Source organism: Flavobacterium ginsengisoli (genome assembly GCF_029625315.1).
Lineage (GTDB): Bacteria > Bacteroidota > Bacteroidia > Flavobacteriales > Flavobacteriaceae > Flavobacterium > Flavobacterium ginsengisoli.
On record NZ_CP121110.1, the window covers coordinates 1,796,956 to 1,816,107 of the forward strand.

Annotated in this window: 8 protein-coding genes and 3 pseudogenes; 1 reads left to right on the plus strand and 10 read right to left on the minus strand. The window is 33.2% G+C overall.

All coding sequences use genetic code 11. The annotated features are described in order from the left end of the window. Nucleotides 1-61: 61 nt before the first annotated feature. The 6 genes and pseudogenes from P5P87_RS25865 to P5P87_RS08420 form a co-directional block, all read right to left on the minus strand. Entirely contained in the window at nt 62-1,024 is a 963-nt protein-coding gene (locus tag P5P87_RS25865) for a glycoside hydrolase family 16 protein (RefSeq protein ID WP_340696668.1), read from the minus strand. Then, on the minus strand, nt 972-1,733 hold the full coding sequence (locus P5P87_RS25870) for a hypothetical protein (RefSeq protein WP_340696669.1): 762 nt from the start codon (nt 1,731-1,733) through the stop codon (nt 972-974). Before P5P87_RS25870 ends, P5P87_RS25865 begins: the two co-directional genes overlap by 53 nt. A gap of 11 nt (nt 1,734-1,744) precedes the next feature. After that, nucleotides 1,745-3,355: a hypothetical protein gene (locus P5P87_RS08405; protein ID WP_278022224.1), complete on the minus strand. Its 1,611-nt coding sequence runs from the start codon at nt 3,353-3,355 to the stop codon at nt 1,745-1,747. Nucleotides 3,356-3,367: 12 nt separating this feature from the next. Beyond that, the gene (locus P5P87_RS08410; RefSeq protein WP_278022225.1) at nt 3,368-4,867 is read right to left on the minus strand and encodes a RagB/SusD family nutrient uptake outer membrane protein; all 1,500 of its coding nucleotides are present in this window, start codon (nt 4,865-4,867) and stop codon (nt 3,368-3,370) included. 11 nt (nt 4,868-4,878) lie between these two features. Then, a pseudogene (locus tag P5P87_RS08415) lies at nt 4,879-7,942 on the minus strand (SusC/RagA family TonB-linked outer membrane protein). 241 nt (nt 7,943-8,183) lie between these two features. Further along, nucleotides 8,184-10,985, minus strand: coding sequence for a helix-turn-helix and ligand-binding sensor domain-containing protein (locus P5P87_RS08420; RefSeq protein ID WP_278022226.1), 2,802 nt, complete (start codon nt 10,983-10,985; stop codon nt 8,184-8,186). Between the two features lie 193 nt (nt 10,986-11,178). Here P5P87_RS08420 and uvrA point away from each other — a divergent pair. Next, nucleotides 11,179-13,976: pseudogene (uvrA, locus tag P5P87_RS08425) on the plus strand (excinuclease ABC subunit UvrA). A 91-nt stretch (nt 13,977-14,067) separates the two neighbouring features. Here the strand turns inward: uvrA and P5P87_RS08430 are convergent. From P5P87_RS08430 to P5P87_RS08445, 4 genes and pseudogenes are all read right to left on the minus strand, one after another. Continuing rightward, on the minus strand, nt 14,068-14,367 hold the full coding sequence (locus P5P87_RS08430) for a hypothetical protein (RefSeq protein WP_198857062.1): 300 nt from the start codon (nt 14,365-14,367) through the stop codon (nt 14,068-14,070). Between the two features lie 234 nt (nt 14,368-14,601). Next, the gene (locus tag P5P87_RS08435; RefSeq protein ID WP_198857061.1) at nt 14,602-16,254 is read right to left on the minus strand and encodes a mechanosensitive ion channel family protein; all 1,653 of its coding nucleotides are present in this window, start codon (nt 16,252-16,254) and stop codon (nt 14,602-14,604) included. Nucleotides 16,255-16,349: 95 nt separating this feature from the next. Continuing rightward, on the minus strand, nt 16,350-17,819 hold the full coding sequence (locus tag P5P87_RS08440) for a lipopolysaccharide biosynthesis protein (protein ID WP_198857060.1): 1,470 nt from the start codon (nt 17,817-17,819) through the stop codon (nt 16,350-16,352). 34 nt (nt 17,820-17,853) lie between these two features. Continuing rightward, nucleotides 17,854-19,140, minus strand: a pseudogene (locus tag P5P87_RS08445) (glycosyltransferase family 4 protein). Between the last annotated feature and the right edge of the window lie 12 nt (nt 19,141-19,152).

The following is a 19,152-nucleotide window of genomic DNA, read 5'->3' on the forward strand; positions in this document are numbered from 1 at the left end:
TCTTGTATTAAAAAAAGAAGGCCAGTAACCAACTGGCCTTCAAAATTACTAATTAATCAACCTATTGATAAACTCTAACATAATCAATCTCCATTGTAGATTGAGTGAAAGCAGGATCAATATTGCCTCCCATATTACCTCCCATAGCAAAATTTAAAATCAAGAAAAATTCGCTGTTAAAAGGTAAAGAACTTGTATTTGCTAATGTATGGATCAACACATCGTCTGCGTAAAGCTGAATAGTTTCTGCACTCCAAACTGCTTTGTAAACATGAAACTCTGTTGAAACATTTGGAATAGTTTTAGAAGCCGTATTGGCATTTCCGCCTGAACGACCAGGATAATGAAAAGTTCCATGAACTAAATTCTGGCTGTTTCCAACGTGCTCCATAATATCAATTTCACCACATTCTGGCCATTCTTTAGTTGCATAATTTTGTCCAAGCATCCAGATTGCAGGCCAAGTTCCTCCACCTGATGGCAATTTAGCTCGAACCTCAACTTTACCATATTTAAAAGCATATTTCCCATCCGATTTTAATCTTGCAGATGAATATTCTGCACCGCCAGAATTTTCTTTTTTAGCCGTGATTTTCAAAAACCCACCTTCAACTACAATATTTGAAGCTGAGTTGGTATAGTTTTGTTTTTCATTATTTCCCCAGCCATTATTTCCACGTCCTAAATCGTAGGTCCATTTTGTTGGATCTGGTGCTCCATCTTTATCAAAATTATCTTCGAAAACCAGTTTTGTATAATCAATAGATGGTTCTGGATTTGGATTTGGTGGTGTAGTTGTAAAAGTATGATACCAAGCTAATGAAGGGTTTCCTCCCATTACAGCTCTAACTACCATTCTATTGGCTGTAAGCGATAAAATTTCATAAGAGCTTTGACCAATATAATAGCCCATAAATCCGTTATCAGAGAAGTTCATTGTTGTTCCTCTTGTTTGTTCTGCATGGTCTGGATTATTCATTACAACAGATTCTGAAGGGCTTAATGAAACTATTTTTGCAAGCACCAGTATTATAGCTTAAACACATATCTTCTGATAGACCTGATGCTCCAGCAACGCTTCCAAAATCTTTATTGAAGAATGTTGCACCACCGTTATCCAATTGGAATTTAAGCACTTCACCATCAAGAGAGAATGTTAATACATTATCATACAAACAGCTGCTGTTTGGAGAACCTGCTTTTTCAAATGGTCCTGCTTTATAATAATTAGGGAAGAAGTTATTCGCTGCATCACCATCGTTCTGTCCTACACCAAGATGTGCTGGTTCTGCTGCTGCCCAATACCATTTTTTAGAAGAACCGCCTGTAAGCAATTGAACTGCTTCATCGTCGCTGAAATCACTTTGCACCTCAACATCGATTGTGGTATTTGTAGCCACTCCTCCTGCTCCTGTTGCTAGAACAGTTACTGTATAGGTATTAACTCCAGTTTTGGTAAATCTTTTAGTGATTTTCCCACTTGGAGCATTATCTGAAGATCCATCTGGATAAACATATTTATACGAAATGGCATTATCTGCTGTTGCTACAAACTTTACTATTCCAGATCCGTCTCCATAAGGAGCATCGGCTGTTTTACCCACAATTTCGGCTGTTACCTTTAAATTAGATGGCGTAGTAATTGATCCGAATGTATAATCGTCTTTCTGACAACCCGTCATCAAGAGAATCGTAAATAAGGATACTATCTTTATAATTAATTTTTTGCTCATGATTTCTTGTTTTAATTGGATTGTTTTATATCATCAAAGTAATACGTTTCTCCTGTTCCTGTTGTTCCAAAATCTGGAAACAAAATTACTCTGTCGTATTTTATAGTGCTATTGAAAGAAGCTTCAGTTGTAAGATCAAATGTCAATACTTCCCAGCCATTAGCAACCGTTGTCGGCACCTCTACCTGCACAAAAACAGTTGGATTTCCATTACCGTCTTTTGGTGACGTAGAAAGCTCCATTTTGTATAATATTTTTGCTCCTGCTTTTGGCGACCAAACTGTTACTTTTACTTTAGTTCCTTTTGAAGCGTCAAATGAATTTTCAAGATTTAAACTTGCTCCTCCCCAGGTTTCTGCTCCTATCTTTTTGTCTAATTTGACTACTTTATCAGAAACATTTAGTCCGGTTTTATTAGGATTTGCAACGACAGAAGCATCTACACTTCCAAATCCGCCCCAAGCGTAAGTTAAACTCGTAGATTCGAAATCAATTGGCAACCCTATTGATTGAGAAGCTGTTTTATAGAAATAAATATTATCGATATAAATATTCTTACCTGGTGTTGGATCTGAGTCTAATTTTAATTGGTAAATATCTGTAACTGTAAAACCAGTCTGACTTGTAAAGTCCGAAATTGGAATATCAATACTTGTCCATTGTTTTGCCGTAAGATCTTTTACAACCTTTCTTTCTCCATTTGGTTTATTTTGACTAATAAGGAATATGGCCAATTTATCTAAATCTGCTGTCCATATGTCCATGTGAATGTATTCCATTTCTGAAACATCTATAGTTACACCGTCTGCCAAACCAATTCCTTGATAGTTTAGGTTATTATAGTTCAACATTTTATCTCCGTCTAAATCAAATTCAGCAAACGTTGTTGATTGTCCCCATCCTGGATTAAAATTAGTTCCTGCAAGGTCTGTATATTTAGAACTGAAAATAGAAATAACATCTCCCGCTTGTCTACCTGGCTGCGCAGGTGCAGATGTTGTTGGGTTTAACACCAATTTTGCGGTAACTTCTTCTGTATGTTCAGTTGTTTTAATAGCCGCACTTTTAGAAACTACTCTAATCGTATAAACTCCTGGTGCCTGATAAGTATATGAAGCTGGCTCTCCATTATTAGCCGAAATTGGATCAGGATGTCCTGCTTCTCCAAAATACACATCGTAAAACAAGGCAAAATCTGCAGTTGCTGTAACGGTTACTTTATTAGAAACTAATTTATCATTTGTTACTACAACTTTTAAATTTTCTGGAGCTCTAAAAGAAACCACTACTTCTTTTTCTATTTCGGCTGTTTTTCCGTTAAGTCCAGATGCAATAATTTTAGACTTATAAACACCTTCTTTATAAATATGAGAAATAGTCGATCCAACTCCTGCATAATCAGAGTCAGGTGTTCCGTCGCCAAAACTAATTTTGTACTGTGATGCACCTTCACCTTTTGGCAGGAAAGTAACTTTTCCAGTATTATCCTGCGTAACTGTTGTTAAAACCGAAATATTTGTTGGTGCGGCTATTCCGTCTAAATCAATATCTAAGTCATCGTTTGCACAGCCTATGAGTACTGCCAAAACGAAAAAATTTATAATAAAATGTATTTTTTTCATAATTGATGTTTTTTAGTATCCAGGATTTTGTGCCCAGTTTCCGTTTGCAAACTGAATTTCTTCAATTGGAATTGGAAATAATTCGTTTTTATTTGCTTTAAAGCCAGGAATAGTTCCTGCGGCTTTACCAGTTCTTACTAAGTCAAAGAAACGATGTCCTTCTCCAAAAAGCTCAAGTCTTCTTTCGTCTAAAATATTATCTGTAAGGGCCGCGCCAGAAGTTGCAATGTCATGATTTGTATCTCCAAATGCACGTCTTCTCACCTCATTTAAATACGTTCTTGCTTTTCCATCATCAATTCCGCCTCTATTATAAGCCTCAGCAGCCATTAACAATACATCTGCATAACGAATTGCTCTGTAGTTGTTTGGATTTGTTAAATTCAAATCTCCTGCTGCATCTTTACTTCTTTTTCTTGGCAGATATTTTCTATTGAAGAAACCTGTATCTTCATTTCCTTTTCCGAATGTAATACCGTTTCCATTGTCGTAAGAAGCATTAGCCAAAGCCCATGCGTTGATATCTAAGATGGCAACGTCTTTACGTTTATCTCCAGTTTTAAAGGCATCAAACGAATCTTGAGTTGGAATATTAAAACTGTACCCAGAAGAAAATAAAGGACCTGAATAGTTACGAATACCGTTAAAACCAACTGCTACGTTTCCTTCACTACACTGCAAACATCCAAATCCTGCTCCTTCAACATCTGTATACTGAACTTCAAAAATAGATTCTGTTCCGTTTTCTCCTTCTGCTTCAAACATTGAGTTGTAATCTGTTACCAATTTGTATTTTCCAGAAGTAATAACAGCGTCAAGCGAAGCTGCAGCCTGAGCAAATTTATTTTGGTATAAATATGCTTTTCCTAATAATGCCTGAGCTGCACCTTTTGTAATACGCCCTTGCTGTGCTGCGTTTGGAGATAGATTAGCAGATGCGAAAATTAAATCGGCTTCTATAGAAGCGTAAACTTCTTCAACAGACGATCGGGGAATTGTCTTTTCATCGCCAATTTTAAATCTCGCATCGCCTTTCATTGGGATACCTCCAAACCATTTAACTAACTCAAACTGATAGTACGCTCTTAAAAAACGTGCTTCTGCAATAACTTGGGCTTTTCCCGGAAAATCTGTTTTGTTTTGAAATTCAAGAATATAATTGGCTCTTTGAACACCAGCAAACATCCAATTCCAGATGTCTCTTAAATTGCTATTTACAGGTGTATGAATCATATCATCGATCTGCTGAAAACCAATTACATCGGTTGGACTTTCTCCTCCACAAAGTGTATTATCTGAAGCAATTTCTCCTAATAAAACATTTACATAAGAAGACTGCAGTAAATCGTAAGTCGCAATTAATGCATTGTCATATTCTTCTTTAGAATTAAAATAATTCTCTGAGTCGATAGAATATTCTGGTTTTGGATCTACAAACTCATCCGAACATGATGTTAGTACGGTCGAGAAAAAAACCAGTGTTATAGTGGATATAAATAAATACTTTTTCATTTTAACTGAAATTAAAAATTAATGTTTAAGCCCATTAAATATGTTCTTGGAATTGGATAGAAACCATAATCGATTCCAGCTCCAATAGGAGACTGTGAAGTATTGTCTCTATTAGTAGGGCCAAAAGAAGCACCTGGATCAAAACCTTTGTATTTTGTAAAGGTGTAAAGATTATTTACTCCTGCATAAAGTCTTAATTTAGAAACTCCTGCTCTTTTTGATATTTCCGAATTAAGTGTATAACCAAGTTGTACATTTTGAATTCTTAAATAAGAAGCATCTTCTACAAAATAATCAGAGAATACATTATTAGATGTTGCTCCTGTTGTTACTCTTGGTGTAGAATTACTTGTACCTGGTCCTGTCCATCTGTCTAAAACATAATTAATACGATTAGCATCAGAAAGTGTTCTTTCGTAGTTACGAACCATATCGTTTCCTATTGATGCAAATGTAAATACCGCAAAATCAAGAGCTTTGTAATTTAATTGCAAATTGAAACCCATTGTAGCATCTGGAATTGGATCTCCAATATTGGTTTTATCTTTTGTATCAATTACACCGTCTCCGTTTAAGTCAACATAACGAATGTCTCCAGGCGCAGCATTTGCTCCTAAAGCTAACTGTGATGGATGTGCATCAACTTCGGCTTGGCTTTGAAAAATTCCATCGGTTTTATATCCATAAAAATATCCCATTGGTCTACCTACTTCCATTCTTGAAGGAGCTGGCTGTCCGACACCAAAAGCACCGCCTTCAATAAATCCTGTTCCGTTATTTACTTCAGTAACTTTGTTTTTCAGGAAAGTCACATTGTAACCTATACTGAAAGTAAAATCATCAGAAAATTTATCTTTATAATCGATCGCAAATTCAAAACCAGAATTTTTAACTGTTCCTGCGTTTAAAGTTGGCGCGCTAGCACCTGGAGCTCGGTACCGTTAATACCTGAAACTGGAATATTAGGAATCAATAAATCTTTTCTGATATCTGAAAAATAATCTGCTTGCGATAAATATTTTATCATTTAATATTTTTAAATCTAAACCAACATCAAACTTTTGAGCTTGTTCCCATTTTAAATTTGGATTTGGCACTTGCCCGTTTGCTGTTCCGTTTACTAAAGTACCATCAAATACATAGGTTGCCTCTCCATTTAAAAGTCCTAAATAGCCAAGATTAGGAATCTGGTCATTTCCTAAAGTTCCATAACTTGCTCTAAATTTCAAGAAGTTTACAAATTTTGACTCTCCAAAGAAACTCTCATCAGAAACTACCCATCCTGCCGTTACAGAAGGAAAATAACCTACTTTATTACCAGGGCCAAATTTTGTAGAAGAATCACGTCTAATTATCGCAGAAAGTAAATATCTTCCTTTGAAATCGTATTGTAATCTTCCAAAATAAGAAAGTCTTCTTTGATCATACACATAAGCACTGTTTGTAAGTGTATTTGAAATTCCTTTTGTTAAAGAGATATCTGCATTTTCCCATGCATTATTTGGTACATCAAAACCAGTTGCATATAATCCGTTACCCCATTCTTTATAAATTGTTGTTCCTAAAGTTCCGGTAATATTATGTGCTTCTGCAATTTTTGTATTGTATGTTCCAAAAAGGTCAAATGAATAATTGTTATCATTTACAGCTCCTTGAGTAACAGAACTTCTCTGTACATCAAAAACTTTTCCGCCATAACTAATTTGTTTATTAAACGTTTTTGATTCGCTGTTTGAAGTATTAAAACCTATAGAACTTGATAAGGTAAATCCTTTAAAGATTTTATAATCTAAACCAAAATTTCCGTTTAATTTTTTGTAGTTATAATCATTGTACGTATTTGCAATTTGTGCTAACGGGTTAATAATTTCTGTTCCTAAACCTGTTGTACTAGGTACTAGACTAAAATCACCATTTGCATCGTACGGACTTAAGGTTGCTGGAACGTTTAAAGCATTAAAAAGTACAGAACCCAGACCATTTTCATTTAATGTATTTCTCGTAAAATACGTATAAATAACATTCGTCTTTAATTTGATTTTATCACTTAAATCAGCACCAAGAGCAATTCTGGCTGTATTTCTTAAAAAGCCAGATTTATCTCCGCCAACAATACCTTCCTGATCTAAATGAGAACCACTGATAGAATAAGTAATTTTATCTGATCCTCCAGAAATTGTCAAATCGTTATTAATAATTGGAGCATTTTGAAAAACTTCATCCTGCCAATCTGTTCCTTTTCCTAACCCACTTACATTAGGATAAGGGATTGGTTTTCCACCGTTTGCATAACTTTCATTTAAAAGCAAAGCATATTCTGTAGCATTTAAAGTTGGCATTTTTCTTGAAGTCTGCTGAAAACCAGCATAACTATTAAAAGAAACTCTAGTTTTAGAATTCTTTTTCCCCATTTTAGTAGTAACCAAAATGATTCCGTTTGCTCCAAGAACCCCATAAATAGCTGCCTGCGAATCTTTTAAAACCGTAATTGTTTCAATGTCGTTAGGATTCAAAAAGTCCTAAATCACCAACATATCCATCAATAATAGTGGCAGGTTTGTTTTCACCATTTGTAGCTATACCACGAATACGGATATCAAGCGGTGCTCCTGGCGCTCCTGACTGCGTTGTGACATTCACACCCGAAATTGTTCCTTGTAGAGCTTGTTCGATTCTTGCTGGTTTCAAGACATCTAGTGTTTTACTGTCTACAACAGCTACAGCTCCAGTAACCTCTCTTTTCTTTTGAGTACCGTAACCAATAACAACGACTTCGTCAAGTGACTTGGTATCGTCGTTCATTCTAATCGTCATTTTAGTTCCAGAAACAGCAACTTCTTGCGTTCTGTAACCAATATAACTTACAACAATTGTGGTTCCTTTTGGAACATCAGTCAGTTTAAAAGATCCGTCAAAGTCTGTGGTTGTACTTTTAGACGAATTTTTAACCTTTACGTTTACGCCTGGCAATGATAATCCAGAAGCATCAAGTACCGTTCCTGATACATCTAAGTTTTGCGAAAATGCAAAAGATGTAAACAGTAATAATACTGGCAGTAATAATTTAGATTTCATAATTAGTTAGTTTTTATTGAAAGCTAAATTTATTTGTTCCGTTTATGAAAACGATAAAATTAACCTCAACAAAAAACATACATCACAAAAAAATATACTGCAAAATCAGGATATAATAAAAAATACCGTTGTATAACTATAATTTATCAATGTTAATTTTCTTAACATTTAGCGCGCAATTTCCCAACAAAAGCTTAATGTTGAGGTAATGTATAGTTATTTAGAGTCGTTTTTTAAAATACTATACAGCCAAAATATATTCAACTAAACCGTTTTCGTGCTGTAAATCCATTTTTTTTCTCAAACGGTATCTTTTTATTTCAACGCTTCTCACTGAAATATTAAACATTGGAGCTATTTCTTTTGATGAAAGATTTAGTCTCAAATAGGCACATAAACGCAGGTCGTTAGGCGTTAAGGCGGGATGCATTTGTTTAATCCTTTTCAAGAAATCTTTGTCGGCGTTATCAAATGCTTCCTTAAATACATTCCAAGAATCTTCTTCGGTAATATTTTTATTTATGGTGCTAATTACAGATTTGATATTTGAACTATCGTTTTGAGCAGTTTTTTTCAAATCTTCCTTAATAAAAGCCAATAATTCGTTTTTACTATTCAAACTCATGGTCGAAACTGCCAATTCGCGGTTTTTATTATCAACATCCTGCGAAAGCTGTTCGTTGCGAAGTTTCATTAACTGCTGTTCGTTTTCAAGCTCTTTGATTTCTAACAAAAGATTATTTTCTTCTATTAGTTTTTCTTTTTGCTTTTGATAATAATTTCGATATGCCTTATTAATAAAATAAGCCATTGTTAGCAGTAAGAGGAAATAAATAAAGTAAGCCAGATTTGTTAAATACCAAGGTTTTAAAACTACAAATGTATACGAAGCCGTATTCTGCAAAATGGTATTCGCATATTTGGCTCTTACTCTAAAGGTATATTTTCCTGGAGGTAGATTTTTAAAATTTACAGTTGCTTTTGTACTCCATTCGCTCCATTCATTCTGAAAACCTTCTAATAAATATTGGTATTCAGAATTAATGTACTTATTATATTCTGGAACTGTATAATTGAGCGTTATATTATTTTCATCAGATTTGAAGCTTCCTTCACTTAAAATACCCACATTTTTAAAAGTTTCATTTTGCTTATTGATGGTAATATCTGTAATAAAAACATTGTAGTTTTTAAAACTTAAGTCGTCAATATTTAATGTATAATACCCGTCTGTAGTTCCTATTAAATAAGTAGATTTAGAAATCTGCGTGATATTCTCATAACCTAGCATCGAGTTGGTCAAAGAAGAAGGTATCGGAATTAAATTTTCTTTTAATTGATTACTTAGTTTACTTGCCGAGAAATAATGAATGTAGTTTTTGGAGAAAAGCCAGATTTTATTAGAATTATCAACTATTAATTTACCAGATGTATATTCGTCTTTTTCAAAAATGGAACTTAATACGCTGTCTTTTACAAATTGTCTTGTCTTAGCATTCAATTTAAAAATGCCGCCTTTATAAGCATAGTAAATCGAATTGTTGAATTTTGTTAAACTGGCATATTTACCTTTATCTGGACTTTTGTAAGCAAAAAAGTCTTGTGTTTTTAATAATGATTTATCAAGTTTTAATCTAAAAATCCCTTTGTATTCATGGCTTACATAAACATCAAAATCGTTTCCTATTTCAAAATATCGAGAAGAATAATCAAAACCCTGAATTTTATTTCTAAAAACCCATTGATTGTTTATTTTTTCTAAAACCGAAATGCCATAATAATTTCCTTGAAGTAACTGATTTTTGTTTCCTGGAATATGCTCGAATTTCCAAGTTCCAGAAGCCGAAAATATACTCTTGGCGCTTTCATTTACCACAATAAAAGTTCCCGAATCATGTCCGCAGAAAAGCGTATTATCATAAACAAATAAAGACCATACCTGCCCTTTTGTTCCATTTATAAACTTAAATTCCGAATTACTTTGATTAGGCTTGCAAAACAATCCCTGATTGGTTCCTATATATAGCATTCCGTTATGAATGGCAGATGCATAAACCGTTCCTAAAACTCCCGTATCATCTGTAAAACTATGCACTGGCGATTGCATATTGATGCAGTTGATTCCGTTATCAAGTCCCGTCCATAAATTTTGGTCTTTATCTTCAAAAAGCGATAAAGCAGTGTTATTACTTAAACCTTTACTCTGCGTAAGATGGTATTTGAGCTTTCCTTTATCAGATAAAATAAAAATTCCGTTTGATACAGTTCCTAAAGCAAAACTTCCGTCCTGCAAGCGCTGGCTGCTGTATACAAAACTTGATTTTAATTCAGCATCAACATCAGTAACAACATGGGTTAAAGAATTTCCCGAAAGTTTGTAAATACCATCTAATTGCGTTTGAAGCAATAAACCATCATCTATCGTAAAAATATTGGCAACTGTAAACTTTTTTAAAATCGGATCATCTGAAATTAGTTTTGCTCTACCGCTTTCAATTTCAAAAAGCCCTTCTTTAGAAGTCTGAAAATAAATTGCATTTGTCGAGGCAAACGATTTTACAACACCATTTTTGGGCGCAATTATTTTAAACTTTCCCGTTTTGGTATCGTAAATATAAATTCGGTTTAAAGACTGAAATAAAATCCAATGATCATATTTAAGAATATTCCAAAACTGTTCATCGTCTAAGATCTTATTTTTTATACCGTCGCTTAGCGAAGTATATTTAAGTTTTCCATCTTCCTTTCTGGTCCAAAAACCAAAATTCATATAACTTCCTGTATAAATTTTATTGCCAATTACTTTTACAGAACGAATAATAGTTTCGTTTGGCCCTGGATATAATTGCCAACTAGTTCCGTTATATTCTAATAATCCGTCGTTATTGGCGAAATACAAATAATTATTATGATCCTGCGAAATCATCCAGCTTTGATTTCCAGCTCCATAAACAGAAGGAGAATATTTAATGATTGGCGGAAATTCCTGAGAAAACAACAGGGAATTTATTAAAAAAAGTAAGGTAGTTAGTGTAGTTTTCAAAATTTGGTCAGGATATTAAAATAATACTAAAACAGTTCTAAAGTAGGGTATTTTAATATGAAATAACAAATTTTGCCGAAAAAAAATCCCCATAAAATCAAAAACATATGTCGTAATTCTGTTAAGATTTGGAACAATATCCTTAACAAAACTCTACTCAAAATTGATTACTTTTGTAAAAATTGACTTTTTTATGCAAATTGACCTTTCTAAAATAGATCCAAAATCAAATATTATAATTAAAGGAGCACAAGTACATAATTTAAAAAATGTAGATGTGGTTATTCCGAGAAATAAACTGGTTGTTATTACAGGTCTTTCAGGATCAGGAAAATCGAGTTTAGCTTTTGACACTTTATATGCAGAAGGACAAAGACGTTATGTAGAAAGTCTATCTTCTTATGCACGTCAGTTTTTGGGCCGTTTAGACAAACCAAAAGTAGAATATATTAAAGGTATTGCTCCAGCAATTGCCATAGAGCAAAAAGTTAACACAACCAATGCTCGTTCAACCGTTGGAACTTCTACTGAAATTTACGACTATATCAAACTTCTGTTTGCTAGAATTGGGCGTACCTATTCTCCTATTTCTGGACAAGAAGTCAAAAAAAATACCGTTACAGATGTAATCTCTGATGTTAAGAGTCTTCCTCTTGACAGCAGGTGGCTATTACTTGCTCCTATTCATCTTGAAGAAGGCAGACTTTTAGAAGACAAACTGAAAGTGCTTTTGCAACAAGGTTTTGCTCGTATTTTAGTGGATAACGAAATGGTTCGTTTAGACGAATTTTCTGCTTCAGACTTACATCAACTTGACAATAAAGACATTTTATTGATTATTGATCGTATCGTTGTAAAAGAAGAAGAAGAATTCTTCAATCGTCTTGCTGATGCTGTTCAAACTGCTTTTTTTGAAGGAAAAGGAATTTGCTATCTGCAAGAATTAAATGCTGAAAAGAGATTTTCTTATTCTAATAATTTTGAGCTTGACGGAATGACTTTTCTAGAGCCAAATGTTCACTTGTTCAGTTTTAATAATCCGTATGGAGCTTGTCCAGTCTGTGAAGGTTATGGAAACATAATCGGCATTGATGCTGATTTAGTTGTTCCAAATACTTCATTATCGATTTACGAAAGTGCCATATATCCATGGCGTGGCGACAGCATGAGCTGGTATAAAGACGAATTGGTAAAACACGCTTACAAATTTGATTTTCCAATTCACAAACCTTATTTCCAATTAACTGATGAACAAAAAGATTTAATTTGGACTGGAAATCAGTATTTTCAAGGACTTAATGATTTCTTTAGAGAACTAGAAGAGAAAAACTATAAGATACAAAACCGAGTAATGCTCTCGCGCTATCGTGGTAAAACAAAATGCCATACTTGTAAAGGAAAACGCTTACGAGAAGAAGCATCTTATGTAAAAATCAACGGAAAAACAGTTTCTGATCTGGTTGATTTACCAATTAAACATTTGGTTACTTTCTTTAAAAACATCGAATTAAATCAATACGAACAGCAGATTGCTAAACGTTTAATGGTCGAAATCAATAATCGTTTGTCATTTTTAACAGAAGTTGGTTTAGATTATCTTACTTTAAATAGAAATTCTGCCACTCTTTCTGGAGGAGAATCACAACGTATCAATCTAGCAACTTCTCTTGGAAGCAGACTTGGTTGGATCAATGTATATTCTTGATGAGCCAAGTATTGGTCTTCATCCAAAAGATTCTGAAAGATTAATTAAAGTTTTGCTTTCTCTACGCGATCTAGGTAACACTGTAATTGTGGTTGAACACGATGAAGATATCATGAAAGCTGCCGATATGATTATTGACATTGGTCCAGAAGCTGGAACTTTTGGAGGAAAGTTGGTTGCACAAGGAACTTATGACGAAATCCTAAAATCGGATTCTTTAACCGCAAAATATTTAAATGGAGATTTAGAGATTTCTGTACCTAAGAAGAGAAGAAAATTCAAGAATCATATCGACATAATTGGCGCGCGCGAAAACAACTTAAAAAATATTAACGTTACTTTTCCTTTAGATGTTTTAACCGTAGTTACAGGTGTTTCTGGAAGTGGAAAAAGTACTTTAATTAAGAAAATCTTATTTCCTGCGGTACAAAAAAAATTGGAAAGTGCTTGCCGAAAAAGCTGGACAATTCACTGAAATTTCAGGTTCTTTTTCGCAGATTAAACATATTGAATATGTAGACCAAAATCCGATTGGAAGAAGTTCAAGATCAAATCCTGTCACCTATATCAAGGCTTATGATGATATTCGTGATTTATATGCGAAAGAAAAATTATCAAAAATAAGAGGCTATCAAGCTAAACATTTCTCTTTTAATGTCGATGGAGGCCGATGCGAAACTTGTAAAGGAGAAGGCTCTATAAATGTTGAAATGGTTTTTATGGCCGATGTTTCGCTTCCTTGTGAAACTTGTGGTGGAAAACGATTTAAAAAAGAGATCCTAGAAGTTACTTTTGACAACCAAAACATCAATGACATTCTAACCATGACAATTGATGATGCGATTGCTTTTTTCGAAAAAAATAAGCAGTCAAAAATCACTCAAAAATTACAGCCTCTTCAAGATGTCGGTTTAGGCTATGTTCAATTAGGACAATCTTCTTCTACGCTTTCTGGTGGAGAGGCACAGCGTATTAAACTAGCTTCCTTTCTGGTTAAAGGAGCAACAAAAGATAAAGCTTTGTTTGTTTTTGACGAACCTACAACTGGTCTTCATTTTCATGATATTAAAAAGCTTTTAGCTTCGTTTGATGCTTTAATAGAAAAAGGACATTCGATAATTGTAATCGAACATAATCTTGATTTAATAAAATGTGCTGACTGGATACTTGATTTAGGTCCTGAAGGTGGAGAAAATGGAGGTTATTTACTTGCTTCTGGAACTCCAGAAGATATTGTAAAAGTAAAAGAATCTGTTACTGGAGTCTACTTAAAAGACAAACTATAAAAGTTACCTTATTTCAAATAATAAAGCCATAAATACAATTGATTAGTTTGTATTTATGGCTTTATATTTTATTTCTCTTTTTTTAATGTTACTAGGCTACCAAACATCTTTCCTCAAAAGGAAATCCATCTTCGTCTATAGCTACTAAAATCTTTTTCTGTTTTGAAGCCTCAAGGGTGAGATAAAGCCACGCAAATGACCATAAACCTAGAGTTAAACAAAAAATCAGAAAATTTAAACTGTGATTAACTACTTTTCCTCCTTTAGATAAGACCGCGAAAAGCAACTCATCATTTCTCTCTTCTAAAGTAAATCCATTATGAACCTTGTTTGAAATCATATTAGAAAATACTTGCATGCTTTGTTCCTGGCTGAGATGATTGTTTTTCATAATTAACTTTAATCTACAATTAATCCAATAACTTTTTATTCGTCCACAATTTCTTGCAAAATTATTTAACCTGAAAAAATAAAACAATACCTGTAATTAGGTATTTTGTTAGAAATATTTTTGCAATTTCTTCAAAGTAATGCTAAACTTTCATGTTAAAGTTAATTTTAATTCGATTAATTACAAAATATTCAAGTGTTAAATTTTTAAATTTAATCACACGTTATCAATAATTTAACCTTTATTTTTAATATTAAAAACAGGAGATTCATAATCTTCTTTTAAATAATTTGGCGGAATCGTTGTGGTGTTTCCATCACGCAAAGCACCGTAATGTGGCGACATGATCTCAATTCCTGCCGCATTAAAAGAATCCTGAATATTCTGATGAAGCGATGAATAAATTCGTGGTTGCTTTGTTGGCTCTTTGGTATAAACGTTAATCTGATAGGAAACATAAAAATCGTCTAAACTGGTTTGAAGCACAAACGGTTTAGGTTCTTTTTCTATCATATCAGTATTTAAAGCAGCGTGTATCAAAGCGGCATGTATGTCTTTCCAAGGCACATCATACCCAATTGTAACTGTGGTATGGATTAATAATCCGTTTGTGGACTGATTTGTGTTTGCCGAATAATTAGTAGAAGTGCTTGATAAAACAGTAGCATTTGGAATCGTAATATCTTCAAATTTTGGCGTTCTGATTCTGGTAACTAAAGCCGTTTTTTCAATTACTTCTCCACTTACATCTCCAATTTTTATATAATCCCCAATTTTAAACGGACGCATATAGGTAATTACCAAACCCGCTACCATATTAGCAATAGCATTAGAGGAACCTAGTGAAAATAAAACTCCAACAAAAACCGAAACTCCTTTAAAAATAGGCGAATCTGACCCAGGCAAATACGGAAAAATGATTACCAGCATGAAAGCATACATCAGCAATCTAATCACATTAAATGTCGGCAAGGCCCAGTCGCTGTAAAAGCCATCAATTTTAATGTTTTCTGATTTTATTTCATCAAAGAAAAATTTAATAACCTTAAGCGAATATTTAAAAATAATGATAATTACAATTATAGTAAACAAACTTGGAAGAAAGCTTACGAATCCCATAACCGCAGATTTTGCTGGTGTCAAGATCCATTTGAGCAATGTAGTAGTATAGTCTTTTGTAGCAGGGAAAATACTAAATAAAACAGGAAGCGAAAGATATACAATTAAAATAAGCGTGATTATTTTTATGATTCCAAAAAAACGGAGCGCCAAAAACTGTTGTTTCTCTGGAGATAATATTTTTATGGAATTATAACTTACTCCTTTAAAATATTTTGCTCTATTCTTTACAATATATTTTCTTATATAATTGAAAATTCTCGCTGTTAAAAATAAAACCAACCCAATTATAAGGGTTAGTAATGCTGTATAACCAATTCGTTTAGGAAGTTGCGAATAATTTTCATTCTGATATATTATAGCACTTTTAATTTTAGCCAGATTGCGATTAGCAATAGCCTTTATCGTAGTATTTTCCGCTTTTGCATCGGCTTCCAAAACAGACATTATTACCAAATCGCTTTGGTACACAATATCCATAGAAACATCTGAAGGAATAATTTTTATAGAATCTTTCTCGAAAAACGATTCATTGTACAGCCTTTTAATCTTATTCGTTATGTATTGCGCCCTCTCTTTTGCAGAAAAGGAACCAACATTATGATAAACAAAAAAAAGCGTGTCGTTAAAAGGTTTTACTGGATAACCTTTTAATTTTACTGTTACAGGTTCTTTTTCAAGGCTTTTCAGATTATTTTTCTGAGCAATTACCGAAAAAGAAAACAAGACAAAAAAGAAAGCTAATAACCTAAGTACTTTTATTTTCATATTCAATTAGAAATAAGTCAGTTATCCTTTCTAACAAATATAAAACAAAAAAGCTATGATTTTTAAATTACTTTCTTTTTTACAGAAAAATCAGATCAAATTTTAAAACCTAATTTCTTAAAAATAGAATCAATAACATTATTGATATCAGATGAAATTTTGAATTTATAATTCAAATACACATACGCTATCGTCACTAAAATAGATTTTAGAGCAATACTAATCAATTGGAAAAATGGAAACTCCCAGAAAACAAAAACCAAAAACAATACAAAAGTTAAAAGTATCGAATGAATAGTTTGTTTTGTAAAAGGATACAAATCCAGCTTTTTAACCACAAAAAGCAATTTCGCCAAACTATATAAGGTAATTGAAAGAAGTGTTGCAAAAGCAGAACCAAAAATTCCTAAAATAGGGATAAAAATAACATTTAAAATTACCGTTAGAACAACCAACATTAATCCTAAATAAAGTACCATTCGGTAATATTTTGTATTGAAAATAATAGCATTATTATTTCCTAAAATCAAATCGAAATACTTCGAAAGACCAATCATAAAAACTACTGGGATTCCGCCACTATATTCTGCAGGAACTAATTCATACAGCTGATGAATATTTACAAAGATGCAAAGCATTACAAATCCGCCCACTATCTGCAAGTTAATAGACGTCTTTTTGTAAAGTCTATTTAACTCATCATGCTTGTTTTCATGCATTAATTTAGCCGTAATTGGATACACAATTTGGTGCATTGCGCGGCTCGGAACTGAAATTACTAAAGCGATATAAGTAGCAACCGAATAATATGCAATATTTTCAATTTTCATGTACTGATTCAAAATCAGTTTATCTCCATCTAAAAGCAAATTGGCAACACTTCCTGAAAGAATAATGTAAAAAGTATATTCCATTACCGCTTTTACATTCTCTGGAATACTAATTTGGAAATTCGGTTTTTTGATATAAAAGGCATAAAACATCGTAATCAAAAATGCAAAAAAATAGATTCCTGCCGTTATATAAACGAATTCAACCAGCGAAATCCAATTGAAATATAATCCGACTAAGGCAATTGTAGAAAGCAATCGCAAGCCAACTTCTTTAATAAAGTTTCCAAAAACAGAATGCATATGCACTCTCGCCCACGCGTAAAAAATCTCAAAATAAGCCATGCAGATTCCGATAAACGGAATTAGAAGCATAAATTCGCGAACTACAGGATTTTCTTTAGAAACAAAATCGGTTATATCATCATAAAAGAAGATTCCGATAAGTCCTAACGGAATACACATTAAAACAGGAAATAACGCTGTAAAAGACAAAAACTGCTCTCTTTCTTCTTCTGTTTTATATTGCGAATAAAACTTTACAAGCGTATTCTGCATTCCAATTGCAAACAAAGGCATGATTACATTTGCGGCAGATGTAATATAATTGGTTAAAGCATAATATGTTGCCCCAAGAAAAACGGGATAAAGATATAATGTATTAATGGCTCCGATACCAAAACCAATGTATGTAATTATAGTGTTTTTAAAAGACTGATTTAAGACAATACCCATTTCTTGAGTTTAGATTGTATTTGATGTTTAATGATTATCCTTTAATCAGCTGTGCCAATTGTTTGGTTAGGTTTTTCTTGAATATTGCTGTAAACCAATTCCATGCGATTGCAGACTTCCCTTCCAAAAACTGATTAAAAAAGTCCAAAATTACACTTTTTAACTTCGCTTTCTCAGAATAATCAAAAAATACTCCAGTATTGGTCTGCGTTACGATATCGGCAAAGTCAGAACCTTGAGGTCCAATTGCAACAATTGGACGGTTTGAAACCATGTATTCGAACAATTTCCCTGGAATGATACTTTTCGTATCTTCAGAATTAATTTCTATTAAAAGTAAAACTTGAGATTTTCTTTGATGCGCAACAGCTTCTTTGTGAGAAACGTAACCCACTAAATTTAAATATTCTTTCAGCTGATTTTCTTCTATCGCATCTAAAACTTCCTGACTTACCGCTCCAATTAATTTAATTTCTAAATGAGATTTAAATTCTGGAACTTCTTTCAGCAATTCAACCAAAACCTCCCATAAAAATGGCGGATTTCTATCAGACAAGAAAGATCCAATATGAGCCAAAGTAAATTTCGTGTCTAAAGTTTGTTTTTCGACTGTTTCTACATCGTAACCATTTGTAATTACCGTAATTGGCTTATTGGTAATAGCCTCAAATTCAGTTTTAGTAGTTTTACTTGTTACAATGATTTCATCTGCAGCATTAAGCACTTTATGCTCTAAACTTTTATGTTTTTTTTCAGCATAAGAAGACAAACGAAGCGCTTTATGATAGCCTATTGTTGTCCAAGGATCGCGAAAATCGGCAAACCATTTTACGTTTAATTTCTGCTGTAATTCTAGACCAATTAAGTGCAAACTATGTGGTGGTCCAGAAGTTACAATCGTATCAATATTATTGTCTTGAATGTATTTTTCTAAATAAGAAACAGATGGTTTTACCCAAAAAACACGTGCATCTGGAATAAAAAGATTTCCTCGAACCCAAAGAAATGTTTTATCCAAAAAAGTTTGTTTTTTCTTTTGCGGAAAAATACCTGAACTAATTTTCTTGGTTTTATTTTTCGAAAAAATGGAAGCCAATTGGTAAGGCTCCCAAATCTTATTTTTTAAAACAATTACTTTATCTGATATTTCATTTACTAACCCCTCATCAACAATTGGATAAGTTGGGTTTTCTGGAACATAAACTATTGGCTGCACATCAAATTCTGGCAAATATTTTACAAATTTCAGCCAACGCTGTACACCAGGCCCACCCGCAGGCGGGAAATAATAGGTAATTATTAAAAGTTTTTTTTGTTCCAATGGAAATCAGTT